Here is a 25,493-nt window from a genome sequence, read left to right as displayed (position 1 = left end):
ATGGAGATCACTCCGCACGACGTGCACGATCTCGCCCCCGACGAGATCTTCGTCTTCGGATCGAACGCGTCCGGCCAGCACGGCGGCGGCGCCGCCCGCACGGCGTACCGCAGGTTCGGTGCGGTCTGGGGAGAGGGGCACGGCCATCATGGCCAGACCTACGCCATCGACACCATGAGCGGACTCGACGTCCTCGCCGAAGAGGCGCGGACGTTCATCGACTATGCCCGTGAGCATCCCGCTCTGCGGTTCCTGCTGACACCGGTGGGCTGCGGCATCGCCGGCTACACGCCCGCCCAGGTGGGGCCGCTGTTCGCCGGCATCCCCGCCAACGTCACCGTCCCGTCGGTGTTCGTCCCGTTCCTCGCCACCTGACCCACCTGACCCACCGGACCCACCGGACCCACCGGACCCACCGAGCTGTGCCGGCGACACGAAAGCCGGATGCCGTCAGCCCGCGAAGCGCGCGGCGAGCTCGGCGACTCGGGATGAGCGATCCTGCGGCAGCATCCGGCCGGAGCGTTCGAGCAGGCTCATACCGTGCAGCGCGCTCCAGAAGACCTCCGTCGTCGTCGGGGTGCCGGCCTCACCGAGAGCCGCGGAGAGCGCCGCGAATCCGGCCTGCAGCTCGGCCTCGGCGTCGTCGTGGGCGAACCGCGCATCGATCGCCAGCTGGAACATCGCGTCGTGCAGCGCGGGGTGCGCGACGGCGAAGCCCAGGTACGCCTCGGCCACCGCCGAGATCGCCGGCGCGCCGGTCGTGTCGGCGGCAGCGGCACGTGTCGCCTTCGTCAGTTCGGCGAACCCTCCCAGCGCGACGTGCCGCATGATCTCGGTCTTGCCGTCGGGGAAGTGCGAGTAGATCACCGGCTGTGTGTAGCCGATCGTGTCGGCGAGGTGACGGAGCGTGACCGCAGCCCATCCACCCGACTCCGCCGCTGCGCGGGCGGCATCGAGAATCTGCTGTCGGCGCTCTGCGACCCGCTGCGCGCGGACGTTCCTGTCATTCACGGAGACCCCCTTGCATGACGGTGCGAACACCCTCTAGGTTAGCACTGCTAGAAAAACTAGCAACGCTAGAAAAGTGGGGGAGTCAACATGTTCGCTGAGTCACTCGCCGTCATCACCGCGACGGTCGTCGGTGTGATGGTCGGCGTCGAGTTCTGCGTGTCGGTATTCGTCAGCCCGATACTGCTGCGGCTGCCGGCGCAGCAGTCGCTGACGGCGAGCCCGATCTTCGCGCGGGTGCTGGGGCGGGTCATGCCGTTCTGGTACTTCGGTTCGCTGATCCTCACGGCCGGCGTCGCGGTCGTCGCCTGGGGAGAACCGGCCGCCGGACCCGCCGTCGTGGCCGCAGCGCTGCTGGTCGTCAGCGTGGTGGTCTCGCTCACGCTGCTCGTCCCCATCAACAACCGCGCGATGGCCTGGACCCCTGATGACCATCCGGCCGACTGGCGCGACCAGCAGCGTCGCTGGCTCGCGATCCATTATGCGCGCGTGGCGATCATCGTCGCCGCGTTCGTTTGCGTCGTCGTCGCGGTGCTGCTGGTCTGACCCGGCACGTCGAGACGGCACGCGCCGCCGAGGGGCGCACCGACCAGCGGATGCCGTCAGCCGGGGGCGTCGAAAAGCCGGCCGCCGCGCGCCCTGGCCACCACGATCCCACGCTGCGAGGACGGGAAACGGTCCAGCATCGCCCGCAGCTCGGCGGCGTCCACGTCGGCGCCGAACGCCTCCGCTCCCGGTTCGAGCATGATCCCTGCGGCGAGCGGACCCGCGACGACCGGGTCGAACCCGAGCCTGTCCACCAGCGCCGCCACCGTCGCGACGTCGTGCGCGTCGTCGCCGGCGATCGCGATCGCCTTGCGCTCGGCGGCGCCGGAGGGGCGTGCCTCGTCCTCGAGATCCTGGTAGCCCATGTGCCCGAGACCCTTGACCACGCGGGCGCCGACCAGGTGCGCCTGCACGAGCTCGCTCGTCGAACCGCGCGGATCGTCGAGATCGGGGCGGATGCCGTCGGCGGCCCACCAGTAGTTCGTCGCGTCGATCACGAGCATCCCCGCCAGGGCATCCGCCGGCAGCGTCGCCACCCTGCCGAGCGGGAGCGCCAGCACCACGGCATCCGCCTCCGCGACGATCTCATCGAGCGTCGTGGCGTGCGCTCCGATCGCCGCCATCGGGCGAGCGATCAGCGCCGGGTCGCCGGAACCTGCGACGAGGACGCGCAGGCCGGAATCGGCGGCGAGGCGGGCCAGCACCGAGCCCAGCCGGCCGGCGCCCAGCACGCCCAGAACGCCGATCCGCGATGCCTCATCCGTCACGGTCTCATCGTACGGCCGGCCCCGACGCAACCCACTTGATAGCGCTCCGGGCGGGGTGTAGACCTCTGGGCAGGACCGAACCGAAGGAGAAAAGAGCATGGCTCACCGCATCGGCTACCTCGTCGGCAGCCTGTCCAGCGACTCGATCAACCGCGTGCTGTCCAAGGCGCTCGTGCGCCTCGCACCAGACGGTCTGGAACTGACCGAGATCCCCATCCGCGATCTGCCCCTCTACAACCGTGACGACGAAGGCGACCTGGCCGCGCCGATCGTCGCGTTCAAGCAGGCGGTCGAGCAGTCTGACGGGCTGCTGTTCGTCTCGCCGGAGTACAACCGCTCCATCCCCGCGCCCCTGAAGAACGCGATCGACTGGGGATCCCGGCCCTGGGGCCAGAACTCCTTCGCCCGCAAACCCACCGGCATCATCGGCGCCTCGATCGGCTCCATCGGCACGGCGGTGATGCAGTCGTCGATGCGCGGGGTGCTGAGCTTTCTCGACGCACCGCAGCTCAACGCCCCCGAGGCGTACATCACGTTCGATCCCGAGGTCTACGGCGACGACGGTGCCGTGCACGACAGCAGCACCGAGGAGTTCCTGCGCCATTACATGGAGGAATACGCCGCGTTCGTCGAGCGCGTACTGTCCAGTGCGCTGCCCGGGCACGTCGGCGACTCCGACCCGGATGTCATGCACTGATGGCCGACGCACTCGATCCCGCAGCCGCCGCGTCGCGGCGGCTGCGGGATCGAGGCGACTCTGACCCGTCAGCGACAAGTCAGTGGTCGCGCAGCATCCGGATCAGTTCGTCCTTGTTCTTGTCGGAGTATCCCTCCAGGTCGAGCTCCTTCGCGCGTTCGCGCAGCTCGTCGACCGTGCGATCCTCGTAGTCCTCCGCGGATCCTCCGCGATGACCCACCTCGGATCGGCCGTCACGGGCGGCCGCGTTCGAGATCCGTGCGGCCTTCTCCTTCGACGCGCCGTCGTCGCGCAGCTTCTCGTACAGCTCCTCGTCCTTCAGCTCCGGCTGATCGGGCACGATGCCTCCTCCGTTCGTCGGACGTCGCGTTGGGCGACGGTCACGACCCTACGCACGGCGGAGTCGGACCCGAATGGCCTTGACAGCCCCGAGGCGGCTCTTACGACGCCGCGTCCCAGCGCGACTCCGAGACGCGCGCCGGGCGCACGCCCGCGTCGTACACCCGCACCCAGTCGATCTCCACGGCCAGCAGGGTGAAGCCGTCGTCGAGTGCCCGGGAGTCGGGGAAGTGCCTGGCGTACTCCTCGCCCAGGCGGGTGCGCTCGTCGTCCCAGGTGATGCGCGCCCTGCCCTCGATCTGCAGGGTCGTGTCCGCACCGGTCACGGCGATCGCCACGCGCGGGCGCTGCTCGATGTTGCCGACCTTGCGCGAGTCGGTGGGAGCGTCGAAGAGCACGGCGCCGTCGGGTGCGACGGTGAGTCCGACGTAGGCGGCCTGCGGTTCGCCGTCGGCGCCCACGGTCGCCACGACTCCCGACCCGCACACGCGGATGAAGTGCGCCACGGCGGCGCGGTCGCCGGCATCGATGCTCATGTCACGACGTTACGCTTCCGGAGGCCCGCGCGCGAGGGATTTCTCAGTCCGGCGTGGCGCGTTCCCACGGCTCGACGTCGCCGGGAACGACGACGAACAGCGGATGCGGTTGCGGGGCCGATTCCGCCCAGACCCGGGCGAACTCGGGGCTGCGCCCGGCGAGCTTTCGCCCGAGGTGCGCCCACTCGAGTGCGAGCTGCCCATCGGTCACCGGGATCTGCCCGACGACGGCATCCGGGGCGATGATGCGACCGCGGTCGAACCGGTACCCGCGCCGGTCGGCCTCGGCGGCGACGCCGGCGAGATAGACGCCGACCGAATCCACCGGCTGCGGCTGAGTGCGGAAGCGCTCGAGCTGCGGATGACTGCGGTAGCCGCGGGTGCGCCCGGCGAGCACCGCCTGCGCGAGCAGGGTCTCGCGCCAGCAGGCCACCAGGCCCGCCCTGTCGAGCTGCCGCGGGTGCAGCGACCAGATCCTCACGGCCGCAGGCTCACTTCGAGGCTGCCTCGGCTGTGTCCGGCTCGGCAGCCTTCTCCGTGCCGTCCGGCTGCTCCGTGCTCCCTGACTGCTGTGCGCGCGACAGCTTCGACGGCCACCAGATCTTCCGGCCGATGTCGTAGCTGAGCGCCGGCACGAGCAGCGACCGCACGACGAAGGTGTCGAGCAGCACACCGAACGCGACGATGAACGCGATCTGCACGAGGAAGAGGATCGGAATCACCGACAGCGCCGCGAACGTCGCGGCCAGCACGAGGCCCGCCGAGGTGATCACGCCGCCGGTCACCGACAGTCCGCGCAGGATGCCCTCGCGGGTGCCGTGTCGCAGCGACTCCTCGCGCACCCGCGTCATGAGGAAGATGTTGTAGTCGATCCCGAGCGCGACGAGGAAGACGAAGCCGTACAGCGGCACGGCCGGGTCGGCACCGGGGAAGTCGAACACGCCGTTGAATACGAGTGCCGCCACACCCAGCGCCGACCCGAACGAGAGCACCGTCGTGAGGATCAGCAGCAGCGGGGCGAGGATCGCGCGCAGCAGCAGCATGAGGATCACGAAGATCACCACGAGGATGACCGGGATGATGAGGTTGCGGTCGTGGATCGACGCCTCGTTCGTGTCGATCGAGGTGGCCGTCACCCCGCCGACCAGCGCGTCGAGGTCATCGAGCTCACCACGCAGCGCGTTCACCGTGTCCTCGGCATCGGCCGAGTCCGCGGCATCCGTCAGGGTGCCCTGCAGCAGCACACGGCCGTCGACGACGGTCGGCTCGGGTGCCGGAGTTCCCAGAGGGCCGAACGCCTGGATACCGTCCTCGGTGATCGGCGCGGAACCGGATGCTGCCTCGGATGCCGTCACCGACACGGCGTCGACGCCGTCGTCGGCCAGCAGCACGTCGGCGGCGGCCTGCATCCGCGACTCGTCGACGAGCACGTAGACCGGGCTGCCCGAACCGCCGGGGAAGTGGTCGCCGAGCACCCGCTGCCCATCGCGCGCCTCGGACTGGCCGAGCACGAGATCGGACTGCGGCACACCGCTCGCCTGCAGCTGCACGACACCGGCGGCGGCGATGGCGAGCACCACGGTGGTGGCGATCCAGATCAGACGCGGACGGCGGCTGATCAGACGAGCCAGCCGCGGCCAGGCCCCTGACGCGTCGAGCGGGTTCTCGTCGGCGGTGTGCCCGGGCTCGAAGAGCGGCCGGCGCGGCCAGAAGGCGGCGCGACCGAACAGCAGCAGCAGCGCCGGCAGCAGCGTCAGCGCCGACAGCATGGCGAACACGATGCCGATCGAGGCCACCGGTCCCAGCGTGCTGTTGGACTTCAGATCGCTCAGCAGCAGGCACAGCAGGCCGGCGATCACGGTGCCGCCCGAGGCGAGGATCGGCTCGAACGATCCCTTCCAGGCTGCGCGCAGCGCGGCGCCCTTGTCTGCAGTGGATCGCAGCTCTTCACGGAACCGGGCGACCAGCAGCAGCGAGTAGTCGGTGGCCGCGCCGATCACGAGGATGAACAGGATGCCCTGGGTCTGACCGCTCAGCAGCAGGATGTCGAGCTTGGCCGCCCACCACACCACCAGCAGTGCCACGCACAGGGCGAACAGGCTCGTGCTGAGCACGACGACAGGCAGCAGCAGCGACCGGTACACGATGACGAGGATCACCATCACCGCCAGCAGCGCCACGCCCAGCAGCAGGCCGTCGATCCCGGCGAAGCCGGCCGCCAGGTCGGCGGTGAAGCCGGCCGGTCCCGTCACGTGCGCGGTGACGCCGTCGGGCACAGCCTCGCGCAGATCGTCGGAGAGCGCCGAGACGACGTCGCCGATACCCGCTTCGGTGTCGATGGGCACGAACGCCTGCGCGGCGAGGCCGTCGTCCGAGACGATCACCGGCGATGATCCGTCCTGCACGCCCTCAGCCTCGACGGCCGACTCCAGGGCACTGCCGAGCTGCTCGAGCAGCGGGTCGTCGATCTCGGCATCCGATTCGAAGACGACGACCGCGGGGATCGTGTCGGAACCGAGGAAGTCGTCGAGCACGCCCTGCACCTCGGTGGCCGCCGCGGAATCCGGCAGATACGAGGTGCGGTCGTTCGACGAAACCTCGTCGACCTTGCCGAACAGCGGGCCGCCCAGACCTGCGCCCGCCAGCCACAGCAGGATCACCGCCGCTGACAGAAGACCTCGAAGGACGGGTCTGCGCTTCGGCCGTGCGCTGCGGACTTCCGCCCTGGTCGTCATATCGGTCCCTTCAGGAGGCTAGTCTCAGATGTTACTAGCCGAGGAAGGTAATCCCCGGCAGCGGGAGGCAGCCGGTGCTGCTCATCCTTCTGGCGCCTATCATCCTTCTGGCACCTAGAGTGTGGTCATGGAGAGAACGCTGGTGATCGCGGCGTCCGCACCGGTGCCGCGCGGCAACCGCGTCGAGATCACGCAGTCCCGTGCCGACGGCGCCGTCATCGCCGTGCACGACCTGGAGCGCGGCATCCGCTACCGCCTGCGCGAGCTGCCCCGCGACGAGGTCGACGTCTGGCGGGCGACAGTGCGCGACTGTACCGTCGCCGACACTCCGCGCGGGGCGCGGACGACCCTCACCATGCTCGCCGTCGACGCTGCGGAGGATGCGGCCGAGGCGCTCACCGAAGCGGATGCCGCCGCGGCGGCTGCGAAGGCCGAGTCCGACCGCTGGGGCGGCGCCGACCGCCCGCCGGCCGAGACGCCGGAGCGGTTCTGGTGACCGGTTCGGGGCGCATCAACGCGTGATCTTACCCCTCTGGATGAGGTGCTGCCACCCCCAGGAGCGAACGAGAGCACCCGCCTAGGTTGGGTGGCGGAACGAATCGCCGAACCGGTGAGAGCGGCCGGCGGATCGTTTCCCCGGCCAGGCTGGGCGACTGGGGAAAACGCGGTCTGATCAGGGATGTCATGTCATCTGATTCAGAGAAGGGATCGCGTCATGAGAACATTCATCCGCAATTGGATCGCTGCAGAGAAGGCCCGCCGTGAGGAGAACGGCGAGAAGGGCTTCTCGCTGATCGAGCTCATCATCGTGGTGGTGATCCTCGGCATTCTGGCCGCCATCGCCATTCCGATCTTCCTCAACATCCAGCAGGATGCGGCAGACAACGCGCTCGCCGCAGTCACCGCCAACGGTGCATCGCAGGTCGCCGCAGAGATGGCGCAGGATCCGACGATCACCGATGCAGGCAGTGTTGACCTGACGAACCTCGAGGAGGACGGGATCAACCTGGTTGCGACCGGTGCGACGCTCGACGACATCTGCGTCACCGGCACGAAGACGGGCGTGACCACGGCGACTTCCGGGCCCGGCTGCGCGGGGACGCCGACGACGACGCCCTGATCTCGGCTGAGACGCTCCGGGGTCGACGGGTTACTCAGTCGACCCCGGATCGCCGGTTCTTCCTGCCAGCGGAGAGGAGGGGCGGCATGACCGGACGCGAAGAAGGGTTCAGCCTGGTCGAGGTGATCGTGGCGATGCTCCTGCTCGGGCTCGTCGCCATCTCGCTGGTGCCCCTGCTCTGGCAGGGTCTCAGCCTCGCCGACCGCCAGTCCACCGTCGCCACCGCGACACGTGAGGTGAACGCGCTGGTCGAGCAGGCCCGTGAGACGCCGAGCTGCGCGGATCTGGCGGCGCTGGCCGGCGCGCATCCGTACCTCGACGCCTCGGGCCGCACCCTGTTCACCGCGACGGTCACGGTGGGAACCTGCGCTTCCGAGGCCTCGGTGCCCGTGGACGTCGTGGCCCAGCACTCGAGCGGCACGCTCGCGAGCGTGTCGGCATTGGTGTACGTGCCATGACCGCATCCGCAGTGCACCAGACCACCGGCGACGCGGGCGTCACCCTCGTCGAGCTCATCATCGGGATGCTCATCGGCACCGTGGTGCTCGGCGTCTCGGTGCTCATCTTCGCCAACTCCCTGCAGACCCAGGCCACAGTCACCTCGGTCACGCAGGCCACCAATGAGGGACAGATCGTGGCATCCACCATCGAGCGGGCTGTGCGCAACGCCGACTTCATCGACGTCTCGGCCGATCAGCGCACCCTCCAGGTGCAGACCTCGCTCGGCGGCGCGCTGACCTGCCAGGGATTCCACCTCGACGGCGACACGATCCGGATGACGCTGCGCAGCACCCCGCTCGGCGACCCGGCCCTGTGGCCGGCGTGGCAGGACGGCGTCGCCGCGCACGGCTCCGACCCCTTCGTCGCGCGCGCCGGTCGCGGCGTGGTCTACGCCTTCGACATGACCACAGACGCGACGCCCGTGCTCTTCACCGGAGAGGCGTCGCTGCGCTCCATCTCGACCGGACAGGCGAGAACATGCTGGTGATCCGAACGAGAGGATGGCGCGGCCGGCGCGACGACGACCGCGGCGCCGTGCTGGTCACGGTGCTCATCGTCATGCTCGTCGGCTTCATCGTCGTCGCGTCGATCGCGGCCGCCGTGGTGTTCACGATCGGCGCCAACCAGACCAACCGCGACCGCACCGGCGCCTTCGTCGCCGCCGAATCCGGGCGCGACGCCGCAGTCGCCGCGATCGCCCAGGGCGCCTGCGTCACCAGCGGATCGGGAACCGACCCCGACTACACGTTCCGGGTGAAGACGACGACCGGCGCGCAGCCCGCGAGCTTCGACGACCCGGGGCTCGTGAGCGCCTGCCCGACCATCGACTCGCGCTTCGTCGTGATCGAATCCACCGGCACGGGGCCGGCGGGCGCCACCTCCGTGGTGACGTCGGTGTACACCTGGCAGGTCTTCTACCCCGGGCAGCCGGGCGGCACCATGGCCTACTTCGACGGCGCGTTCACCGCCACCCAGTCGCAGTACGAGGGCGACCTCGTGATGCGTTCGGGCAACTACGAGTGCAATGCGCAGAGCACGATCACCGGAGACCTGTGGCTCACCAGCGGCGACTTCAGCGTCAGCGCCAAATGCGTGATCGACGGCAGCGTCTACGTGCGCGGGAACGCCAATCTCGGCAACGGCGCCGACGTCAGCATCACCGGTGACGTGGTCGCGGGCGGCTCCATCTCGATGACCTCGAACAAGGCGATCGTCGGCGGCAGCCTGACCGCCAACGGCGCCATCAACACCACCGCGGGGTCGGCCGCAGGCAATGCCACGGCGGGCGGCGCCGCAAGCGTCGCGCCCGGCACGGTCGCCGGAACGGTCACGGCCAACGCGGGCACCCCGGCGGTGTTCAACCCCACGCTCGAGAAGGTCTTCGACATGACCCGGTGGCTGGACGTGCCCATCGACCGGGCGACCTGGGGCGGCGACGTGCGCTGGTTCGAGGGGCCGTGCAACGGCACCGACGTGATGACCGCGCTGAAGCAGCCACTGACGGCCCCGTACACGCGGGTCGGCATCGACTACACCGCTTGCACGGGACCCGTCACCGTGCGCCTGTCCGGTGGACAGGTGGCGCATGATGCGCTCTTCCTCGTGCCACCGGCATCCACCATGTCGATCGTGATCTCGGGCAGCCTCACCTCGGTGCTCGTGCCGCAGCCGCAGCTGTTCTTCATCCACGGCGACGCGGTGCTCGGCAACGACGCACCCGACTGCATCACCGGCTCGTCGACCGACAGCCTGAGCCTTCCCGCCACCGCGCAGGTGCGGATGATGCTGTACTCGCCGTGCGGTCTCGGCTCGGTCAGCCACATCAACTTCAACGGCCAGTTCTACTCGAACTACGACGGCGACGAGAAGTGGGTGCACCCCGAGTTCACCTGCCAGAACATGGCCTGGGAGCCTATCCTCGGACTCGGCTGCAGCGTGAAGGACGCCGCGGAGGACGAGACCCCGCCGCCTCCGCCGACGCAGCAGCTGGGTCCGCTCATCACCCAGCGGGAGAGGTGACCCATGACTCCCGTGCTGCCGGTCGTGCCGATCTGGGTCGTGCTGATCTGGGTGGGGCTGCTCGGCCTCGCCATCGGATCCTTCCTCAACGTCGTCGCGTACCGGGTGCCCGCGGGCATCCCGCTGGCCAGGGAGAGCCGCTGCCCGCGCTGCGACGCACCGGTGCGCTGGTGGCAGAACATCCCCGTCGCGTCGTGGGTCGGCCTGCGCGGCCGTTGCCGGGAGTGCAGCGGCCGGATCGCGGCCCGATACCCCCTGATCGAGGCGCTCACGGCTGCGGCGTTCATCGGCGTGGCCCTGCTCGTCGCGACCGGGTCACTGACCGGACCTCTGACCGGCGGCGGCAGCTGGGGTGCCACGGTCGCGGTCGCCGCCGCCTACCTGAGCTTCGCCGCGGCATCCATCGTGCTGGCGGTGATCGATCTCGACACCTTCCGGCTGCCGAAAGCGATCGTGCTGCCCGCCCTGGCCGTGGGCATCGGGCTGCTCACGCTCGCGTGCCTGCTCGGCGCGGACTGGGCACGCCTGCTGCGCGCGCTCGCCGCGGCGGCCGCCGTGTCTCTCGCCTACCAGCTGGTGCGGCTGCTGCGACCGGATGCCATGGGCGGCGGCGATGTGAAGCTCGCGGCGCTGATCGGCCTTCACCTCGGCTGGATCGGCCCAGGCGGAATCGGCTTCGGCTGGGGCGTGGTCGTGGTCGGGGTGTTCGCGGCGTTCGTGCTCGGCGGGGTGTACGGGGCGGTGCTGATGCTGTTGCGACGCGCGAGCAGGCGCACGGCGATCCCATTCGGCCCGTGGATGCTGCTCGGCGCGTGGACGGGAATCGTGTTCGGGCAGCCGCTGTCGGACTGGTACCTGCGGCTGGTGATCCCGGCATGAACGGCTTCCAGAGCGACGACAGCACAACCCAGATCGACATCACGAGGCAGAAGGAGGAGTGAGCATGGCCAACACGCACATCGGACTCGAGATCACCGAGGAGAGCGTGCGGGCGGTCGAGATCACCGCCGGCCGCAACCCGGTGCTGCTCGCTCGCGGCGAGGTGCCGCTGCCGCCCGGGGCGGCGAAGGACTCCGAGGTGCTCGACGTGGATGCCGTGGCCATGGCGCTGCGTCAGCTCTGGACCCGCGCCGGCATCAAGGGCCGCCGGGTCGTGCTCGGCATCGGCAACCGCCGCATCCTCGTCCGCGAGTACAGCACCGAGGTGATGCGCGCCGACCTGCTGCGCCAGGCGCTGCCGTATCAGGTGCAGGATCTGCTGCCCGTGCCCGTCGAGCAGGCGGTGCTGGACTTCTACCCGGCTACGCAGACCGACGACCGCGTGAGCGGGCTGCTGGTCGCCGCGGTGTCCGAGACAGTCGAGCAGCTGATCGCCGCCGCGACCAAGGCGAAGCTGACCGTCGAGCGCGTCGACCTCGCCCCGTTCGGCCTGGCCCGGGTCGCGCATGCCATCGCACCCGGCGGGGAGCCCGTCGGGATGATCCACGTCGGCGACCACACCACCTATGTCGTCGTCGCCGCCGCCGGTGTGCCGCGGTTCGTGCGCATCATCGCCCTGGATCTGCCCACCGCCGCCGTGCGCGAGCGCTCGCCCGAGACGGTGCCGGCCGTCGAACCCGACGACGAAGGCGGCGTCTTCGCGCCCGCGCTGCGCTCGCGGTTCGGCCGGGGAGCATCGCTCGAACCCGCCGTCCGCGATCTCGTCGAGAGGCTGAACTCGACAATCTCGTTCTACCGCGACAGGCGCAGCTCGGAACCGGTCACGGCGGTGCACATCAGCGGGGCGGGCATCGCCGTGCCGGGGATGATGGCGGCGCTCACGTCCGAACTGCCCTCGGAACTCACCCCGCTGCGGCTGTCCGACGTGATCGCGTCGAAGCAGCCCTTCGAAAAACAGTCCTTCGAACCACACGGTGACCACGACCTCAATTTCGTCACGACGATCGGGGTTGTCCTGGGAGAGGGACGATCATGAGACTCACCCCGAAGAGCGACCAGACCGTGCTCGCCGTCGGCGGGGTCGCGCGCGTCAACCTCATGCCCCAGGGCGAGCTCGAGCGCCGCGGGCGTATCCGCCTCATGCTGCGGTGGGCGACCGGACTGCTCGGCGCGCTGCTGGTGGTCGTGCTGCTCATCGGCGGCGCCGCCGCGCTGCGGCTGGTGGCGGGGCAGCGGCTGATGGCCGAGCAGGAGCGCAACACCGCGGTGCTGGCCGAGCTGGCAGAGCTGTCCGAGGTCTCGGGAGCACTCGCGACGCAGCGCGCACTCGAGGCGTTCCGCACCTCGGCCACGGCCGTCGACCTCGACTGGGTGGCCCTGCATCGCGCCCTCACCTCGGGCCTGCCCGACGGCGTCGTGCTCGAAGGGTTCGACCTCACGACCGGCGGGGTGCCCGAGGGGGAGGAGCCGGCGGCCGAAGTCGGGCTCACCGGTCAGGTGATGCTGTCCAGCCCGCGGCCGGTGGAGATCGTCGACGTGATCCGCGCCTACCGTCAGCTGCCCGGCGTGATGGATGCCGACGGACGAGAGCTCACCTCCGCCGGCGGGACGAGTGGCGGCGAGGGCGAGCCGACCCGGTACGGCTACCTGCTGACCGTGACATTCGACCAGTCGCTCTACACCGCAGCACCGGAGGAGGAATGATGCAGCTCAACAGGCAGATCATCAATCTGCTCGGCGTGGTCGTCGTGGCGGCGATCCTCGCCGCCGGCATCCTGCTCGGCGCCATGCCGCTCTACTTCGAATCGCGGGCCACGCAGGCGCAGGCCGACGAGGTCGCCCGTGCCAGCGAGATGCAGGAGGTGCAGGTGCAGGCGCTGCGGCGGGATGCCGAGCGGATCGACGAGATCGAGGCCGACCTGGCGGCGCTGCGCGCGCAGATCCCCGCGGATCCGCGCCTGGACGACGTCTTCGCCCTGGTCAACCGTGCCGCGCAGTCCGCCGGCGTGACGATCAGCAGCGCCATGGCGTCCGATCCCGAGCCGTGGACGAAGCGGACCGCCCCGGGGGCGGACCCGGCCGCGCCCGCCGCGCCGGCCGCACCGGACCAGCCCGCCGGAGCCGCAGACGCGTCCGGTGAGGCGGCTCCGGTCGATCCCGCCGCCGGCGCGACGGCGCCGGAGGGGGCGGATGCTGCGGCCATCCCACCCGCCGCAGCGCAGACCGCACCCGAGACCCAGGTGCCCGTCTCGATCGTGGTCGTCGCCGGTGACACGGCATCCGCCGCCCGATTCGCCGAGGCACTCGGCGACGGGCCCCGCCTGCTGGGGATCACCCACGCCAACATGACCAGCGCGACCGACGGGTACACCCTCACCCTCGACGCCCTCGCCTTCGTCAGGACGGAGCAATGATGACCGAGACGACCCTGGATGCGATGCTCGCGGCGTCGGCCGCCGCCGGAGCATCCGACGTGCACCTCACCAGCGAGCATCCGCCTCTGATGCGGGTCGACGGCGCCATGGTGCCGATCCCCGGATTCCCGGATCCGACACCAGGAGGCTGGCTGGAACCGGCGATGCACGCGATCATGTCGCCCAGCCAGGAGCAGGACTTCCGCGCGCACGGCGAGGTCGACCTGTCGTACGGCGCCGTCGGGATCGGCCGCTTCCGCGTGAACGTGTTCCGGCAGGTCGGTGCGGTCGCCGCGGCCCTGCGGCTAATCCCCAGCAAGGTGTACACGCTCGAGCAGCTCGGTGCGCCGCAGATCATCCGCGACCTCGCACTGAAGCCGCGCGGACTGGTGCTCGTCACCGGGCCGACCGGATCGGGCAAGTCGACCACCCTCACGGCCATGGTCGATCTCATCAACGGCACCCGCCCCGCGCACATCATCACCGTCGAGGATCCGATCGAGTTCCAGCACACCAGCCGGCGCTCCCTGATCCACCAGCGCGAGATCGGATCGGACACCGCCTCGTTCGCCGAGGCGCTGCGACGCGTCCTGCGGCAGGACCCCGACGTGATCCTGATCGGAGAGCTGCGCGACCCGGTCTCCATCTCGACCGCGTTGTCGGCCGCCGAGACCGGGCACCTGGTGCTCTCCACCCTGCACACGCAGGGCGCGGCCAAGAGCATCAACCGCATCGTCGACGCGTTCTCCTCCGAGCAGCAGGATCAGATCCGCAGCCAGCTGGGCGACACCCTGCAGGCGGTGATCAGCCAGACCCTGCTGCCGCTCGCGCACAGCAACGGACGCACGATCGCGACCGAGGTGCTCATCAACACCCCCGCCGTGGCCAACATGATCCGCGAGGGGCAGGTCGCCCAGCTGTACACCGCCATGCAGGCCGGCTCCGCGGTCGGCATGCACACCCTCGACCAGGACCTCGTCCGGCTCGTCTCGGAGGGCACCGTCTCGTCGCAGGTCGCGCGCGCCCACGCCCTGGACCCGAAGAACCTCGACGGCGTACGCGTGCAGATCCGTGACGGCGATTGGTCGGGCGGCTCGGATGACTGGGGGAGCTGATCATGGCACTCATCGAGGAGTACACCTACCGCGCTGTCGACAGGACCGGCGGCGGGGTGATCAAGGGCAGCATGGAGGCCTCCGGACCCAGTGCGGTCGTCGCCAAGCTGCAGGCGCAGGGACTCACCCCGCTGGATGTGCGGGCGGTGTCGAAGACCGGGCTCAACCAGGACGTCTCGATCCCCGGCTTCGAGAAGCGGGTGAAGACCAAGGCGCTCGCCGTGTTCGCGAAGCAGATGGCCGGGCTGATCAACGCCGGGCTCCCGCTCATGCGCACCCTGACCATTCTCATCGAGCAGACCGAGGACAAGCCGCTGCGGGCGGCGCTCGCCGCCGTGCAGAGCGAGGTGCAGTCCGGCTCGGCCTTCTCGGTCGCACTGGCCAATCACCCCGATGTCTTCCCGCCGCTGATGGTGAGCGTGATCAGGGTCGGCGAGCTCGGCGGTTTCCTCGGGCAGGCGCTGTCGTCGGTGGCCCGCACTTACGCCGATGAGGCCGAGCTGCAGAACAAGGTCAAATCGGCCATGACCTACCCGATCATCGTGATGATCATCGCCGTCCTCGGCGTGCTGGCCATGGTCACCTTCGTCGTGCCCGTGTTCGAGGGCATGTTCTCGGGGATGGGCTCCGCGCTGCCCGCGCCGACGCAGCTTCTCGTCACCATCTCGCACAACATGGTCTGGGTGCTGCCGCTGCTGCTCGCGGTGGCGTTCATCGGCTGGATCTGGTGGGTGCGCAACCGCAACAGCGAGCGGGTCCGCCGCATCGTTGACCCGGTGAAGCTGCGGCTGCCGATCTTCGGGTCGCTGGTCACCAAGGTGGCCGTGGCGCGGTTCGCCCGGAACCTGTCGATGATGCTCGACGCAGGAGTGTCGCTTCTGCAGGCACTGTCGATCGTCGGGCAGGCGGCGAACAACTGGGCGATCGAGAAGGCACTCGAAGACGTGCAGGAGTCGGTGCGCGAAGGGCGCTCGTTCTCGGTGCCACTGGCGAAGGCGGCCGTCTTCCCGCCCATCGTGGCGCAGATGGTCTCGGTGGGAGAGGAGGCCGGAACGCTGTCGGAGATGCTCGCCAGCGTCGCCGACTTCTACGAGGACGAGGTGAATACGGCCACCTCGCAGCTGACGGCGACGATCGAGCCGATCCTCATCGTCGGCATCGGCGTGATCGTCGGCGGCATGGTGATCACCCTCTACCTGCCGATCTTCACGCTGTACGGCGAGCTGGGAGCCGGATGACGGCGCTCACACCGACACGCGCAGCACCTCTTCGATCGTGGTGAGGCCCTGCGCGGCCTTGCGCCAGCCGTCGTCGCGCAGCGCCACCATGCCCTGATCGAGCGCCGCCTGGCGGATCTCGGTGCCCGTGGCATGCGTGACCAGCAGCTGCTCGATCTCCTCGGTCAGCGTCATCACCTCGTGCAGCGCGAGCCGGCCGCGATAGCCGGTGCCCGAGCAGATCGTGCAGCCGACTGCCCGGTGCAGCCCCGAGGCGTCGAAGCGGTCGGTGGGGAAGCCGAGCGAGACGAGCACCTCGGGCGGCTCGGCGAGCGGCTCGCGGCAGCGCGTGCACAGCCGGCGGGCGAGGCGCTGCGCGACGACCGCGGTGAGGGCGGTCGCCACCAGGAACGGCTCGGAACCCATCTCGGTGAGCCGGGTCAGCGCGCTCGGTGCATCGTTGGTGTGCAGTGTCGAGAGCACCAGGTGCCCGGTGAGCGAGGCCTCGATGGAGATGTTCGCCGTCTCCGCGTCGCGGATCTCGCCGACCAGCACGACGTCGGGGTCGGAGCGCAGGATCGACCGCAGCGCCGACTGGAAGGTGAGACCGGCGCGCTGGTTGACCTGCACCTGGTTGATGCCGGCCATCCGGTACTCCACCGGGTCCTCGACGGTGATGACGTTCACGCGCGGGTCGGCGACCTCCTGCAGCGCGGTGTACAGGGTGGTCGACTTGCCGGAACCGGTCGGGCCGGTGACGAGCACCATGCCGTGCGGGCGGGAGATCGCCTCGCGGAAGCGCTTGTCGTTGATCGGCGAGAACATCAGGTCGCTCATGGCCATCGCCTGACCCGAGGTGTCGAGGATGCGCATCACGATCTTCTCGCCCCACACAGTCGGCAGGGTCGCGACGCGTAGGTCGATCTGCCTGCCCTCGTGCTGCACCGACAGCCGTCCGTCCTGGGGGCGGCGCCGCTCGGCGATGTCGATGGACGACATGATCTTCAGGCGGGAGATGATGCCGTCCTGGATGCTGCGGTCGGCGCGCTGCATCTCGTGCAGCACGCCGTCGATGCGGAACCGGACGGTCAGCTGGTGCTCGCCGGGCTCGATGTGGATGTCGCTGGCGCGGTCGCTGATGGCCTGTGCGATCAGCAGGTTCACGAAGCGGACGACCGGCGCGTCGGCATCCTGCTCCTCGAGGTTCGCGGTGAACGCGACCCCGGAGGTGGTCAGCGACGCGCCGATCTGCTCGGAGAGGTCGTTGAGCTCGTCATCCGAGCGCAGGTAGCGGTCGAAGGCCTGCTGCAGCGCGTCGGCGGCCACGACGACGGGCTCGACGCGCAGGTCGGTCATGCTGGAGATGTCGTCGAGGGCGATGATGTCGGTAGGATCGACCATCGCGACGATCAGGTGGCTGCGCACCTTCTCGAGCGGCAGCAGGCTGTACCGGCGGCAGAGCGCCCCCGGCACCAGTGAGATGACGTCGGGGTCGAGGGCGACGTCGTTCAGGTCGTAGTACCGGCGGCCGGTGTGGGCGGCGACGGCCTGGGCCAGGCGGGCCTCCGACAGCACGCCGGATTCGACCAGATGCCGCTGCAGTTCGGGGGTGTCGCCGTAGACGTCGAGGGCGGGGGAGAGCTGGTCGGCGCGCAGGGCGCCGGTCACGACCAGGGTCTGGGGGAGTCCTCGCATTGCGCTACCTCCTGTGGTTGCGTGGGTCGATCCTACCGGCGGCGACCGCGCGCGCCGGGGTGGTTGACACGAGTCGTCGACACGGTGGCCGGCACGGGTGGGGCGCGGTGGCTGATGCCGGGGATGCGGTCAGCGGAAGTCGCGGGAGCGGTGCGCGACGCCCACGCGCAGGTCTTCGAAGCCGTCGGCGATCACGTTGGCGACGCCCTCCGCCGAGCGCTCCAGCATCCCGCGGACGATGAGGGCGGGGGAGTCGCGTGCGACGCGGCGGTAGCGGTTCCACACCCCCGTGGAGCACACCACGTTCACCAGCCCGTGCTCGTCCTCGAGGTTGAGGAAGGTGATGCCGCTGGCCGTGGCGGGCCGCTGCCGGTGCGTGACGAGCCCGGCGACCTCGATGCGCCGCCCCTCCTCGTGATCGCGCAGCCGGTCGGAGGTCAGCACGCCCCGCTCCTGCAGCGCCGCACGGAAGTGCGCCAGGGGATGGTCGTCGGTCGAGACGCCGGTGGCCCACAGATCGGCGGTCAGACGCTCGAAGCTGGTCTGGTCGGAGAACAGCGGCGGCTGCACGGCCATGGCGGTGCCGGGCAGGAAGCGCGCCCGATCCTCGGCTGCGGCGCCGGCCAGCCAGATCCCCTCGCGCCTGCTCAGCCCGAGGCACTCGAACGCCCCGGCCGTGGCGAGGGCCTCCAGCTGGGCCGCCGTGGCATCCGTGCGCCGCACGAGATCGTGCAGATCCCGGAACGGCCCGTGCTCCTCCCGGGCGGCCACGATCCGCTCGGCCAGCGCCGTGCCGATGCCGCGGACACCGCTGAGCCCCAGGCGCACGGCGAACCGGCCGTCGCGGCGGTGCGCCGCCGACTCGTCCGGCGCGGTCCGGTCGAAGGGGCCGATCGGGGGCTGCGGGACGGCGAGGCAGGAGTCCAGGCCGGTGGGGCCGAGCTGCGCGGCAGGGCCGTCGTCCCCTGGCAGCAGCTCCAGCCCGTCCAGGGCCCCCGAGGCGTGCAGGTCGGGGCGCAGCACCCGCACCCCGTGATGGCGGGCGTCGGCGGTGAGGGATGCCGCCGAGTAGAACCCCATCGGCTGCGAGCGCAGCAGCCCGGCCAGGAACGCCGCCGGATAGTGCAGCTTCACCCAGGAGCTGGCGTAGACGAGCAGCGCGAACGACAGCGAATGCGACTCGGCGAAGCCGAAGTTCGAGAACGCCTGGATCTGCTCGTAGATGCGGTCGGCCGTCTCGTCGCTGATCCCCTTCTCGCGCATCCCCTCGTACAGCGAGTCGCGGATCCGGTCGATCCGCTCCAGCCCGCGCTTGGAGCCCATCGCCCGGCGCAGCAGGTCGGCCTCGTCGGCCGTGCAGTTGCCCAGCACCGTCGCCATCTGGATCAGCTGCTCCTGGAACACCGGGATGCCCAGGGTGCGGCCCAGCACATCCTCCAGGGCGGGGTGCGCGTAGGTCACGGCATCCTGACCGAGCTTGCGTCGCACGAACGGATGCACCGCACCGCCCTGGATGGGCCCGGGCCGGATCAGCGCGATCTGGATCGCCAGCTCGTAGAAGCGTCGCGGCTGCAGACGCGGCAGCAGCCCCATCTGCGCGCGGGACTCCACCTGGAACACGCCGATCGAGTCGGCACGGCAGAGCATGTCGTAGACCGCCTGCTCCTCCTTCGGGATGCCGTCCAGGGTCCACACCTCACCGGTGGCCTCGGCGATCATGTCGAAGCTGTGCCGCAGGGCCGACAGCATCCCGAGCCCCAGCAGATCGAACTTCACCAGCCCCATCCAGGCCGCGTCATCCTTGTCCCACTGGATGACCGTGCGGTTCTCCATGCGGGCATGCTCCACCGGCACCACCTCGCCCACCGGCTGGGCGGTGAGCACCATCCCGCCGGAGTGGATGCCCAGGTGCCGCGGCGCCTTCAGCAGCTCGCCGGCATAGGCGAGCACATCGGCGGGGATGTCGTTGCCCTCCGGAGCCTCGATCCCGGCGCTCCACCCGTCGACCTGCTTCGACCAGGCGTCCTGCTGGCCGGGGGCGTGCCCGAGCGCCCGCGCCATGTCGCGCACCGCGTTCTTCGGACGGTACTGGATCACATTCGCCACCTGCGCGGCGCGCTCGCGGCCGTAGGTGCGGTACACCCACTGGATGATCTCCTCACGCCTGCTGGAGTCGAAGTCCACATCGATGTCGGGCTCTTCATTGCGCGTGGTGGCGAGGAACCGCTCGAACGGCAGTCGGTACAGGATCGGGTCGACCGCGGTGATCCCCAGCAGGTAGCAGACCGCGCTCGCCGCAGCCGATCCGCGTCCCTGGCACAGGATGCCGCGGCGCCTGGCCTCTTCGACGATGCCGTGCACGATGAGGAAGTAGCCGGGGAAGTCCTTCTCCTCGATGACATCCAGCTCCCGCTCGATGCGCCGCCGGCCCTCATCGTCGAGCCGCGGGTACTTGGCGGGCACCGCACGCCACACCAGGGTGCGCAGGTGGCTCATCGGCGTCTCACCCTCGGGCACCTCCTGCCGGGGCAGGGCGGGCTTCGCCCGCCGCAGCGGGAAGGCGCACTCCTCCGCCAGGCGCAGTCCGGTGGCGATGGCGCCGGGGTAGCGGCGGAAGCGCTCGGTCATCTCGGCGCCGCTGCGCAGGTGCGCGCCGCCGTGCGCGGGCAGCCAGCCGTCGAGGTCGTCCATGCTGCGTGTGGCGCGCACCGCGGCGATGGCCTCGGCCAGACCCGCCCGCTCGGGGGCGGCGTAGTGCACGTTGCCGGTGGCGACGACGGGCAGTCCCAGCTGCGCCGCCAGCTCGGCGAGGGCGTCGTTGCGGCGACTGTCGAGCGGATCACCCTGATCGATGAGCTCCACGGCCACCCGGTCGTGCCCGAACAGGTCGATCAGCCGGCGCAGCGGGGTCTCGGCGTCGCCCCGGTCCAGGCCCCGGCGCACGCCGCCCTTGCGGCATCCGGTCAGGATCGTCCAGTGGCCTCCGGCGCTGGCGACGAGATCGTCCAGATCGTAGAGCGGACGCCCCTTCTCGCCGCCGCGCAGCTGGGCGCGGGTGATAGCCCCGGACAGGCGGTGATACCCCTCGACCCCGTTCGCCAGCACGAGCAGATGATCGCCCAGCGGATCGGGCATGCCCGTGCGCCCCGGTGAGCGGGCGGGGCCCGGAGCGCGGCTGCCGCCACCTGCGGACAGGAGCCCCTCGGCCGGCTCCTCGCCCAGCGAGAGCTCGGCGCCGAACACGGTGCGCACCGAGGTGAACTCGGCGGCCTCGGCGAAGCGCGCGGCGCCGTAGAAGCCGTCGTGGTCGGTGATCGCCAGTGCGGACAGTCCCAGCGCCTCGGCCTCTGCCAGCAGCTCTTCGGGGGAGGAGGCCCCGTCGAGGAAGGAGTACGAGCTGTGTGCGTGCAGCTCGGCGTAGGGCACGGCATCCGCGGGCCGGGTGACGGCGGGACGGGATGCCGGGGGCCGGTGCCTGCTCAGCGGTCCGGGATCGGTACGGCGCTCCGGCGGCTCGGCGGATACCGGCGCTGGATCCGTCGGCGCCGGATCCGTCAGGGCTGGATCCGTCGGTGCTGGATTCGCCGGGGCGTTCAGCGTGCGCTCCAGCTCGGACCAGGTCAGCTTCGGGTTGTGCCAGCCCATCAGCGGTACCGCCCCTCCGCCCACCAGGCGCCCTCGGAGTGCAGCACCAGCCAGGCCCGGTGCCTGGCGTCGAGCAGCTGGAAGCGGTGCCCGGTGCGGCTGCGCTCGGCATCCCACCGGTGCTCGCGCACCGGCCAGGGGCCCGCCCAGCCGATCACCTCGCTGTCGTCGATGAGGGCCGGCGGGCACGACAGCTCGCCGCGCGCCCCGATCGCGATCTCCTGCCCCCCGGTTCCGCTCACCCGCACCGGACGCAGGGGCGTGAACACCTCGGCGGGCAGCGGGTCGGGCAGGCTCCCCGGCCAGGGCTGGGCGGGGTCGCGTTCGACGACCGGCCGCTCGCCCCACGGCGTGAGCACCTGACGGTCGGCGAGCAGGCGCCCGCCTGCCACGGATGCGGTGGCGACGCCGCGATGCCCGAGCATGGTCTGCACCCGCGAGACGGCATGGTGCAGGCGCTCGTCGGTGCCCGAGCCGAACAGCCCGGGCTGGTGGTGGGCGGCGTCGTCGACGGCGACCGGGGCGATCCGCACCCCGACGATCCCGCGGAAGGCGTGCGCGGCATCGGCCTCGTCGGGGGTCTCGGTGACGAGCGACTCCAGCTGCCAGCGCACCCGGTCGACGAGGTCGCCGGCATCGAAGCAGGTCGGATGCAGCCAGGTGCGCGAGAAGACCGCACCGTCGTCGTCGGTGAGGTCGATGCGCACCTCGGTGCACACCGCCGAGGCGTCGGCGAGGGCGAGCATCACGGCATCCGCCGTCTGACGCACCGCGAAGGCGATCTGATCGGACTGCCCGAGCGGCGTCTCGAACGCGATCTCCCTCGCCAGCTGCGGGTCGGGCGGCCGCGGGGTCAGCGGCCGGGAGTCGGCGCCGCGGGCCAGGGCGTGCAGCCGTGCACCGTGCTCGCCGAACCGGCTCCGCACCGAGAGGGCGTCGAGCGCGGCGAACTCGCCCAGCGTGGCGATGCCGAGGCGTCTGAGCAGGTCGGCCAGCTCGGGTTCGTTCAGCACCTGCAGGGGGAGAGGGGCGAGGAACGCCTGCGCCTGACCGGGCGGGATCACCGCCCATCCGGCGGGACCGTCGCCGGCGGCATCCGCATTCTCTGCGTCCGTGCCGGCGGCGGCGGCGGCGCGCGCGGCCAGCTCGGCGGTGAACATGCCGTCGGCCACGCCGATCCTGACCTCAGGGTAGCCGGCCTCGGCGAGGATCCGGCGCAGCGCCGCGGCCGCGCCCTCCTCGCCGTCGTGGTAGCGCGAGATGCCGCGCGAGCGCAGCGCGGCCAGCCCCGGGCGCAGCAGGTGCGCCCCCGGGGCGTGCTCCTCGATCAGGCGCAGCACCGGCAGGAAGGCACGCTCGTCCTGGGCGGGGTCGTGTGGAAGCATCCGCAGCGACGGCGCCCTGCCCTGCGCGAGCCGGCGGCGCTGCCCGACGCGCACCCCGAGCGCCCGCGCGGACTCCGTGCAGGCCGTGACGACCCCGCCGTGCACGAGCGCGGTGGGCGGATGCGGCGGGGCGGACCCGAGCGCGGCGCGCAACGGCCAGTCCGGGAACCACAGCACGTGCATGCGCAGGGTGGCCGCGGCGTCCATCACGCCACCGCCCAGCGCGGGTGCGTCGCCAGGTTCGGCGTCGATGCCAGATTCTGCGTCGATGCCGGAGTCTGTGCGGGCATCTGGGCGGGCGCGGCCTCGACGCCGCCGAGACCGCCCGGCAGCCGCACACGCAGGCTCTGCGGGCGGGGAGTCGAGCGGGTCTGCGCGGTGAGCGTGACCGTGCGATCCGACAGCAGGCCCCAGCCCTCGCCGAGCCCCTCCCAGTGCGGGTCGTGCAGGGTGATCATCCCCTCGCTCTGCGGCCACGGCGAGGTGGTCAGCAGCGTGCAGCCGCGATCGCGCAGTCGTGCGGCCAGGCGGGCGGCATCCGCATCGCGCACCCGCGTGCCGGGGCTGACCGCGATCAGCGGCACCACCTCGGCCAGCGCCGAGACGACCGCCAGCCATCTCTCGCCCGGCGAGGGGACCAGGATCAGCCGCGACAGCTCGATGCCGAATGACGCCGCGGCCTCCAGGCCCAGCGTGGGCATGCCCACGGCAGCGCACCAGCCGCCGCGCTGCGACACCGCGCTCATCAGCGCGAAGATCAGGCTCGGCGACGGCGAGACCGAGTACGTCGTGCCGGTCTGCAGCCCGCCCTCGGGCAGCAGGCCCTGCAGGGCGGTGTGCATCGGCAGCACCGCGTCGTCGCTGCGGCGACGCTGCATCCGCCCGATCTCCCGGCGCAGCCGGAGGATCTCCCCGGCCTTCTCGTCGGCGGGGGAGAGCGCCGCGATCGATCCGATCCCCATGCATCCATCCTCGAAGAAAGATTCGAATAATTCAAGTCCACTTCGAAGACTAGTTCGCACATCCGACATCGGCGGCGCGGCTCCATCAGGTTACTCTGTGATCATGCGCATCGAGTTCGAGAGCGAGGTCACCCGCTGGGACGCCCGGGTGGAGTCCTGGTTCTTCGCGACGCTTCCCGAGGAGCTCTCGCTCGAGATCAGGGAGTTGCCCGCCCCGCCACGCGGATTCGGATCGTTGCGCGTGCAGGCGCGGATCGGGCTGACCACCTGGACCACCTCGATCTTCTTCAGCGGATCCGCCTTCGTGCTGCCGCTGAAGAAGCAGGTGCGCGAGGCGCAGGGGATCACCGAGGGCGACATCGTCACCGTCGACCTCGACATCCTCGACGTCTGAGTTGTCCACAGCGCCCCGGCGGGGCCGCCCGCCATGGCCTACTCTGCGAGCATGTCCCTTCACGACGTCGCCGTGCTCATCGCGCACCTGGCGCTGGCGGGCGTCGGAGTGTGGCTGATCGTCATCGACGCGCGCACGCACCGGCTGCCGAACCGCATCGTGCTGCCCACGCTGGCCGCGCTCATCGTGCTCGTCGCCGCGGAGGCGGCGGTGACGGGGGATGCGGGGCGGATGCTGCGCGCGCTGCTGGGCGGCCTTGCGCTCGGCGCCTTCTACGCGATCATGCACCTCGCCTCCCGTCAGGGGATGGGCGGCGGCGACGTCAAGCTCGCCGCCGTGATCGGTCTCGTGCTCGCCTGGCACGGCTGGCAGACGCTGGTGATCGGCGCGGCAGCGGCCTTCGTGCTCGGGGCGCTGTTCGCCATCGTGCTGATGCTGATGCGCCGCGCGAACCGGTCGACGCGCATCGCGTTCGGCCCCTGGATGATCCTCGGTGCCGCCCTCGCGATCGCGGCGACATGACGACGGGCGGCATCCGCTCACGTCGTCGTCCCCGGGGAGGACTATGGTGAGCACATGGCACTCGCACGACTTCACGGCGGCCCGCTCGACGGGCAGATCATCCCGCTCGACAGCGCCGATCAGGACTCGCTGATCCTGCCCTACAGCGAGACCCAGCTGACCTACCGGCGCGACGGCGACGCGACCAACACCGGCGACCACGACGGCCCGACCGAGGTGGCCTTCCGGTTCCTCGAGTCCGAGGACGACATCTCGCCCAGCGCCGATCAGAACCGCGACGACTGAGTCCGTGGCGACCGCACCCGAGACCGGTGAGCCGCAGCGCACCTTCGAGATCGAGCGCAAGTACGACGCCGACGCCGACACCGCCCTGCCCGACTTGACCGGCGTCCCCGGCGTGCTCTCGGTGAGCGAGGGCGAGCAGCGAGAACTGGACGCCCGCTACCTCGACACCGCGGATGCCGCGCTGGCCCGCAACGGCGTCGCGCTGCGCCGCCGCACCGGCGGGCCCGACGCCGGCTGGCACATCAAGGGGCCGCGGCAGGGCGACGGCCGGCTCGAGCTCGGCTGGCCGCTCGACGAAGACGGCAGGATTCCGGATGCCGTGGCCGAGACCCTCGCGCAGTGGACCTCGGATGAGCTGCATCCGATCGCCCGCATCGAGAACTCCCGCACCGCGTACTTCCTGAAGTCGGCGGACGGCGTGCTCGCCGAGTTCGTCGATGACCGGGTGCGCGCCACCGACCTGCGCTCGGGTGCAGAACGCGTCTGGCGGGAGTGGGAGATGGAGCTGGGCCCGGCGGCACCCGCCGACGAGACCGGACGTGCCGCCTTCTTCGAGGCGGTCGAGCAGGCCGTCTTCGCCGCAGGAGGACGCCCGCCGTCGTCGGGCTCGAAGCTCGCCCGCGCACTCGGCCTCTGAGCCGCTGCCCTGATC

Annotated in this window: 28 protein-coding genes; 18 read left to right on the top strand and 10 right to left on the bottom strand. The window is 70.8% G+C overall.

The genetic code is table 11. The features are described 5' to 3' along the window. Nucleotides 1-375: a hypothetical protein gene (locus tag H7694_RS09980; RefSeq protein WP_193596373.1), complete on the top strand. Its 375-nt coding sequence runs from the start codon at nucleotides 1-3 to the stop codon at nucleotides 373-375. Nucleotides 376-450: 75 nt separating this feature from the next. On the opposite strand, the gene H7694_RS09975 is transcribed toward H7694_RS09980, so the two are convergent. Further along, complete coding sequence (locus tag H7694_RS09975; protein ID WP_193596372.1) at nucleotides 451-1,011, bottom strand: TetR/AcrR family transcriptional regulator; 561 nt, start codon at nucleotides 1,009-1,011, stop codon at nucleotides 451-453. Nucleotides 1,012-1,098: 87 nt separating this feature from the next. Here H7694_RS09975 and H7694_RS09970 point away from each other — a divergent pair, with 87 nt between their 5' ends. Beyond that, complete coding sequence (locus tag H7694_RS09970) at nucleotides 1,099-1,554, top strand: anthrone oxygenase family protein (RefSeq protein ID WP_193596371.1); 456 nt, start codon at nucleotides 1,099-1,101, stop codon at nucleotides 1,552-1,554. A gap of 56 nt (nucleotides 1,555-1,610) precedes the next feature. On the opposite strand, the gene H7694_RS09965 is transcribed toward H7694_RS09970, so the two are convergent. After that, the gene (locus H7694_RS09965) at nucleotides 1,611-2,321 is read right to left on the bottom strand and encodes an NADPH-dependent F420 reductase (protein ID WP_227468061.1); all 711 of its coding nucleotides are present in this window, start codon (nucleotides 2,319-2,321) and stop codon (nucleotides 1,611-1,613) included. A gap of 97 nt (nucleotides 2,322-2,418) precedes the next feature. Here H7694_RS09965 and H7694_RS09960 point away from each other — a divergent pair, with 97 nt between their 5' ends. Further along, on the top strand, nucleotides 2,419-3,018 hold the full coding sequence (locus tag H7694_RS09960) for an NADPH-dependent FMN reductase (RefSeq protein ID WP_193596369.1): 600 nt from the start codon (nucleotides 2,419-2,421) through the stop codon (nucleotides 3,016-3,018). 79 nt (nucleotides 3,019-3,097) lie between these two features. Here H7694_RS09960 and H7694_RS09955 read toward each other — a convergent pair whose 3' ends face one another. The 4 genes from H7694_RS09955 to H7694_RS09940 form a co-directional block, all read right to left on the bottom strand. Continuing rightward, on the bottom strand, nucleotides 3,098-3,358 hold the full coding sequence (locus H7694_RS09955) for a Rho termination factor N-terminal domain-containing protein (protein WP_193596368.1): 261 nt from the start codon (nucleotides 3,356-3,358) through the stop codon (nucleotides 3,098-3,100). A 100-nt stretch (nucleotides 3,359-3,458) separates the two neighbouring features. Further along, nucleotides 3,459-3,893 (bottom strand): pyridoxamine 5'-phosphate oxidase family protein, encoded by a 435-nt coding sequence (locus tag H7694_RS09950; protein WP_193596367.1) that lies wholly within the window; start codon nucleotides 3,891-3,893, stop codon nucleotides 3,459-3,461. A gap of 43 nt (nucleotides 3,894-3,936) precedes the next feature. Continuing rightward, the gene (locus H7694_RS09945; protein WP_193596366.1) at nucleotides 3,937-4,374 is read right to left on the bottom strand and encodes a pyrimidine dimer DNA glycosylase/endonuclease V; all 438 of its coding nucleotides are present in this window, start codon (nucleotides 4,372-4,374) and stop codon (nucleotides 3,937-3,939) included. Nucleotides 4,375-4,384: 10 nt separating this feature from the next. After that, nucleotides 4,385-6,628: an MMPL family transporter gene (locus H7694_RS09940; protein WP_193596365.1), complete on the bottom strand. Its 2,244-nt coding sequence runs from the start codon at nucleotides 6,626-6,628 to the stop codon at nucleotides 4,385-4,387. Nucleotides 6,629-6,755: 127 nt separating this feature from the next. On the opposite strand from H7694_RS09940, the gene H7694_RS09935 reads away from it, so the two are divergent. The 11 genes from H7694_RS09935 (at nucleotide 6,756) to H7694_RS09885 (ending at nucleotide 15,974) form a co-directional block, all read left to right on the top strand. Then, nucleotides 6,756-7,124, top strand: coding sequence for a hypothetical protein (locus H7694_RS09935; RefSeq protein WP_193596364.1), 369 nt, complete (start codon nucleotides 6,756-6,758; stop codon nucleotides 7,122-7,124). Nucleotides 7,125-7,307: 183 nt separating this feature from the next. After that, nucleotides 7,308-7,748 (top strand): type IV pilin protein, encoded by a 441-nt coding sequence (locus H7694_RS17845; protein WP_319805250.1) that lies wholly within the window; start codon nucleotides 7,308-7,310, stop codon nucleotides 7,746-7,748. Between the two features lie 86 nt (nucleotides 7,749-7,834). Continuing rightward, nucleotides 7,835-8,206, top strand: a complete 372-nt coding sequence (locus H7694_RS09925) for a type II secretion system protein (RefSeq protein ID WP_193596363.1) — start codon at nucleotides 7,835-7,837, stop codon at nucleotides 8,204-8,206. After that, a complete protein-coding gene (locus tag H7694_RS09920) occupies nucleotides 8,203-8,736 on the top strand; it encodes a PilW family protein (protein ID WP_193596362.1) in 534 nt (177 codons plus the stop codon). Before H7694_RS09925 ends, H7694_RS09920 begins: the two co-directional genes overlap by 4 nt. Continuing rightward, entirely contained in the window at nucleotides 8,733-10,268 is a 1,536-nt protein-coding gene (locus tag H7694_RS09915; protein ID WP_193596361.1) for a hypothetical protein, read from the top strand. Before H7694_RS09920 ends, H7694_RS09915 begins: the two co-directional genes overlap by 4 nt. A gap of 3 nt (nucleotides 10,269-10,271) precedes the next feature. Further along, complete coding sequence (locus H7694_RS09910) at nucleotides 10,272-11,147, top strand: prepilin peptidase (protein ID WP_193596360.1); 876 nt, start codon at nucleotides 10,272-10,274, stop codon at nucleotides 11,145-11,147. A 64-nt stretch (nucleotides 11,148-11,211) separates the two neighbouring features. After that, the gene (pilM, locus tag H7694_RS09905; protein ID WP_193596359.1) at nucleotides 11,212-12,243 is read left to right on the top strand and encodes a type IV pilus biogenesis protein PilM; all 1,032 of its coding nucleotides are present in this window, start codon (nucleotides 11,212-11,214) and stop codon (nucleotides 12,241-12,243) included. Further along, nucleotides 12,240-12,911 carry a hypothetical protein gene (locus H7694_RS09900; RefSeq protein WP_193596358.1) on the top strand — a complete coding sequence of 224 codons (672 nt, stop codon included), beginning with the start codon at nucleotides 12,240-12,242 and terminating at the stop codon, nucleotides 12,909-12,911. The genes pilM and H7694_RS09900 overlap by 4 nt, the downstream gene beginning before the upstream one ends. After that, the gene (locus H7694_RS09895) at nucleotides 12,908-13,621 is read left to right on the top strand and encodes a hypothetical protein (protein WP_193596357.1); all 714 of its coding nucleotides are present in this window, start codon (nucleotides 12,908-12,910) and stop codon (nucleotides 13,619-13,621) included. Before H7694_RS09900 ends, H7694_RS09895 begins: the two co-directional genes overlap by 4 nt. Continuing rightward, nucleotides 13,621-14,736, top strand: coding sequence for a type IV pilus twitching motility protein PilT (locus tag H7694_RS09890; protein ID WP_319805249.1), 1,116 nt, complete (start codon nucleotides 13,621-13,623; stop codon nucleotides 14,734-14,736). Before H7694_RS09895 ends, H7694_RS09890 begins: the two co-directional genes overlap by 1 nt. A gap of 2 nt (nucleotides 14,737-14,738) precedes the next feature. After that, nucleotides 14,739-15,974, top strand: a complete 1,236-nt coding sequence (locus H7694_RS09885) for a type II secretion system F family protein (protein ID WP_193596356.1) — start codon at nucleotides 14,739-14,741, stop codon at nucleotides 15,972-15,974. A gap of 6 nt (nucleotides 15,975-15,980) precedes the next feature. Here H7694_RS09885 and H7694_RS09880 read toward each other — a convergent pair whose 3' ends face one another. The 4 genes from H7694_RS09880 to H7694_RS09865 form a co-directional block, all read right to left on the bottom strand. After that, a complete protein-coding gene (locus H7694_RS09880; RefSeq protein ID WP_193596355.1) occupies nucleotides 15,981-17,648 on the bottom strand; it encodes a GspE/PulE family protein in 1,668 nt (555 codons plus the stop codon). Nucleotides 17,649-17,777: 129 nt separating this feature from the next. Next, on the bottom strand, nucleotides 17,778-21,293 hold the full coding sequence (locus tag H7694_RS09875; RefSeq protein WP_193596354.1) for an error-prone DNA polymerase: 3,516 nt from the start codon (nucleotides 21,291-21,293) through the stop codon (nucleotides 17,778-17,780). Beyond that, nucleotides 21,293-22,885, bottom strand: coding sequence for a DNA polymerase Y family protein (locus tag H7694_RS09870; protein ID WP_193599164.1), 1,593 nt, complete (start codon nucleotides 22,883-22,885; stop codon nucleotides 21,293-21,295). Before H7694_RS09870 ends, H7694_RS09875 begins: the two co-directional genes overlap by 1 nt. After that, complete coding sequence (locus H7694_RS09865; RefSeq protein WP_227468060.1) at nucleotides 22,885-23,640, bottom strand: hypothetical protein; 756 nt, start codon at nucleotides 23,638-23,640, stop codon at nucleotides 22,885-22,887. Before H7694_RS09865 ends, H7694_RS09870 begins: the two co-directional genes overlap by 1 nt. Before the next feature lie 103 nt (nucleotides 23,641-23,743). On the opposite strand from H7694_RS09865, the gene H7694_RS09860 reads away from it, so the two are divergent. The 4 genes from H7694_RS09860 to H7694_RS09845 are packed head-to-tail and all read left to right on the top strand — an operon-like array spanning nucleotide 23,744 to nucleotide 25,478. Then, nucleotides 23,744-24,034 carry a DUF1905 domain-containing protein gene (locus H7694_RS09860; protein ID WP_193596353.1) on the top strand — a complete coding sequence of 97 codons (291 nt, stop codon included), beginning with the start codon at nucleotides 23,744-23,746 and terminating at the stop codon, nucleotides 24,032-24,034. Between the two features lie 51 nt (nucleotides 24,035-24,085). After that, on the top strand, nucleotides 24,086-24,556 hold the full coding sequence (locus tag H7694_RS09855) for a prepilin peptidase (protein ID WP_193596352.1): 471 nt from the start codon (nucleotides 24,086-24,088) through the stop codon (nucleotides 24,554-24,556). 54 nt (nucleotides 24,557-24,610) lie between these two features. Beyond that, nucleotides 24,611-24,841, top strand: a complete 231-nt coding sequence (locus H7694_RS09850) for a response regulator (protein WP_193596351.1) — start codon at nucleotides 24,611-24,613, stop codon at nucleotides 24,839-24,841. Nucleotides 24,842-24,845: 4 nt separating this feature from the next. Continuing rightward, nucleotides 24,846-25,478, top strand: a complete 633-nt coding sequence (locus H7694_RS09845; RefSeq protein ID WP_193596350.1) for a CYTH domain-containing protein — start codon at nucleotides 24,846-24,848, stop codon at nucleotides 25,476-25,478. Nucleotides 25,479-25,493: the final 15 nt, after the last annotated feature.

Source organism: Microbacterium sp. YJN-G (assembly GCF_015040615.1).
Lineage (GTDB): Bacteria > Actinomycetota > Actinomycetes > Actinomycetales > Microbacteriaceae > Microbacterium.
Note: the sequence above shows the minus strand (reverse complement) of the source record. Positions and strands in the feature narration are given on the sequence as shown.